Raw genomic sequence first — 3,334 nt, 5'->3', positions numbered from 1 at the left:
TCTCATCCGATGGAGGCTGGTCGACTGGAGTGGCCATAGCGGATATCAATGGAGATGGACTGAAGGATATCTACGTCTCCCGGTTCTTACTTGAGGATGAAGCGCTCCGGAAGAACCTCCTCTACATCAACAAAGGGGAAATGCGATTCGAAGAGAGCGCTAGCGACTTTGGCCTGGATGATTCCGGCTATTCCATCCAAGCGGCCTTCATAGACTATGACCGGGACGGGGACCTGGATCTCTATTGCGTCAATCAACCTCCCAATCATTCAAGCAGACGCATGCAGTTGAAAGGCAAGATCGACTACAGCTTTACCGATCGTCTCTATCGTAATGATGGTGAACAATTCACAGAAGTCACGGAAGAAGCCGGCATCACCAACTACGCCTATGGTCTCAGCGCTGTAGTGAGCGATATCAATGCAGATGGATGGCCCGATATCTACGTCTCCTGTGATTTCGATGAGCCGGATCTCTTGTACATCAATCAGCAGGATGGTCGCTTCAAGAATGAAGCCGATGCCCAGCTCCAGCATATGTCCAACTTCAGCATGGGAGCAGACATAGCTGACGTCAACAATGATGGCCTGCTGGACATATTCACAGCCGACATGGTAGCCGAGGACAACAAGCGCCTTAAGACCAATATGAGCGGGATGAATCCCCAGAAGTTCTGGACCTTGGTCGATAGCGGATACCATCACCAGTATATGTTCAATGCTCTGCAGCTAAATAGAGGTCAGGGACATTTCTCTGAGATCGCCCAGCTATCTGGAATCTCCGCTACCGACTGGAGTTGGAGCACTCTTTTTTCCGATCTGGATCAGGACGGGGACAAGGACTTGATCATTACCAATGGATTGAAACGGGATGTGCGCGATAACGACTTCAATATCCAGCGAAGGAAAAAGGTGCGTGAGCTAGAAGCTGAAGCCCAGAGTCAAGGTAAGAATGGCATCTCCATCAATCCATTAGAACTGCTGGCGCTCTCTCCTTCTACGCCTATTGGAAACTACTTCTTTGAGAATCTGGGTGACCTCACCTTTGCCAAGTCCATGGAAGAATGGGGTGTGGATCAGAAGATGATCTCCCAAGGTGCCGCTCTGGCCGATTTGGACAGGGACGGTGATCTCGATATCGTATTCAACAACATGGACGAAGCTGCAAGCATCTATGAGAATAAGCGGGAGTCCTATCTGGATCATCATTGGATAGGCATTGAATTGGACACTCCTCAGCCTATAGGCACTGTCGTGCAGATCGAAACGAATCAGGGCATACAAGTCCTGGAATGCCGTCCCGTGACCGGATATATGTCTACGAGTAGCTCCCGATTGATCTTTGGACTTGGAGCTTCCGAGAGTATTTCGAAGATGAGCATCCGATGGCCGGATGGAGAGCAAGAAATGTGGACCGACCTCGAAGTGGATCGATACATGACCCTTCGCCCTGGAGATGGTGAATCAGCGCCAAGTACCAGAGCCGAATCTACCGGTCTATTCACAGAGGTGGAAGGCATCGACTTCAGACATGAGGAGAATACTTTCGATGATTTCGAGACAGAGATCCTACTACCTCATCGCATGTCCACCATAGGCCCGTGCATGTGCAACGGAGATGTAAATGGGGATGGACTTGAAGATGTATTCATCGGTGGAGCACAAGGCCAACCTGGAGAGCTCTACTTACAAGACGGCATGGGTGGATTCCATCCAGGGATTCCACTGGGAGATGTAAAGTATGAGGATACAGGCTGTGCTATTTTCGATGCTGATAGGGATGGCTGGAAGGACTTATACGTGGTGAGTGGAGGAAACGAGGAGCGACAGGACCTATCCGTCTATCAGGACCGACTGTATCGCAATCAAGGATCCGGCAGTTTAAAACGGGAGGTTGCCGCTCTGCCTGAGATACACACGAGTGGAAAGAGTATCGCGGTCGCGGATTTCGACCAGGACGGTGATCTGGACATCTTCATCGGAGGGCGTCAAATCCCCGGTAAGTACCCCTATCCACCGGATAGTCATCTATTGATCAATGAAGGAGGCGTATTCAAGGATAGGACTTCTGAAATCGCTCCTGAACTTCTCTCTCTGGGTATGGTGACCGATGCCCTCTGGCATGACCGGGATGGGGATGGAGATGAGGACTTGAGCCTTGTAGGTGAATGGATGCCCATCACCTTCTTTGAGAACCAAAATGGTCGATTGACAGAATCTGGACTTGTACCCAACTCCGTAGGTTGGTGGAATGCTCTGGAATCCATGGACATCGATGGCGATGGAGATGAGGACCTGATACTCGGTAATCTGGGCCTCAACATCAAGTACAAGGCCAGTTCAGAAGAGCCTTTCCAGATATTCTCAGCCGATTTTGATGAGAATGGAAGCAACGACATCTACATGGCCTACTATCAAGAGGGGAATTGCTTCCCAGTAAGGGGTAGGCAGTGTTCTTCACAACAGCTGCCTTTCGTCAAGAAGAAATTCCCCACCTACAATGAATTCTCCGAAGCCACGGTGTATGAAGTGCTCGGTGAGGATACAGCAGGTGCGCTCAATTATCAGGCGGAGATCTTTGAATCGATCTACCTGATCAATGAAGGAGATGGATATCGAATGGAAGCCTTGCCTGTAGAAGCTCAATTCTCCGTAGTGAACAGTATCATCGTCCAAGACCTGGATGGAGATGGGCACGAGGATATCTATCTGGCTGGAAACCATTTCGACCGCGAGGTAGAGACCACACGTAGCGATGCCAGCTATGGAGTCTTCTTAGGGTCGGATGGTTCAGGGAACTTCGTCAGCAGACCGCTGACCGAGCTGGGCATTTATGCCGGCTTCGATGTGCGAGAGGTGCTTTGGGTAGAAGGCAAAGAAAAAGACCTGCTCATCATTGCAAGCAATGACGACCAGGTCCGGACATTCGCGGAAAACCAGGTTAGCGAATAATCACTTTCTGTGTGATGCTCCTTTGGGCATCACTCATTCTCAGCATATAGATTCCCTCTGTATGCTGGTCATGGAAATATAATTCTGTACGTTCTGTTGGATATTGGAGTGCCCATCGGTCCACTAGTTTTCCAGTGATATCTATGAGCTCGACCTCTAGCCGATCAGGTGACACCCCTCCTAGGTCCAAGATGAATCGGCTATCTATGATGGGGTTGGGTAGAATATGGATGCCTTGTGAGGTCCATTCTGCTATTCCGGTGGTCATGCAATCCATGTCTTCTATCTCTACTGTGAAGAAACTGGCGCATTGATTCTCATCGATGATATCTGCCGTATACAATCCGAATCGAACTGACTCCAGAACATGGCCTGTCTGAGCA

General features: G+C 49.8%; 2 protein-coding genes. One reads left to right on the top strand and one right to left on the bottom strand.

Annotated elements, in window-relative coordinates; all coding sequences use genetic code 11:
* Positions 1-2,951, top strand: a 2,951-nt coding sequence (locus HKN79_00535) for a VCBS repeat-containing protein (protein NNC82038.1), incomplete at its 5' end; no start/stop codon positions are given.
* Here HKN79_00535 and HKN79_00530 read toward each other — a convergent pair.
* Positions 2,941-3,334, bottom strand: a 394-nt coding sequence (locus HKN79_00530) for a T9SS type A sorting domain-containing protein (protein NNC82037.1), incomplete at its 5' end; no start/stop codon positions are given. The genes HKN79_00535 and HKN79_00530 overlap by 11 nt on opposite strands.

This window comes from Flavobacteriales bacterium (genome assembly GCA_013001705.1).
GTDB lineage: Bacteria > Bacteroidota > Bacteroidia > Flavobacteriales_D > JABDKJ01 > JABDLZ01.
This window is presented reverse-complemented; position numbering and strand designations above follow the sequence as displayed.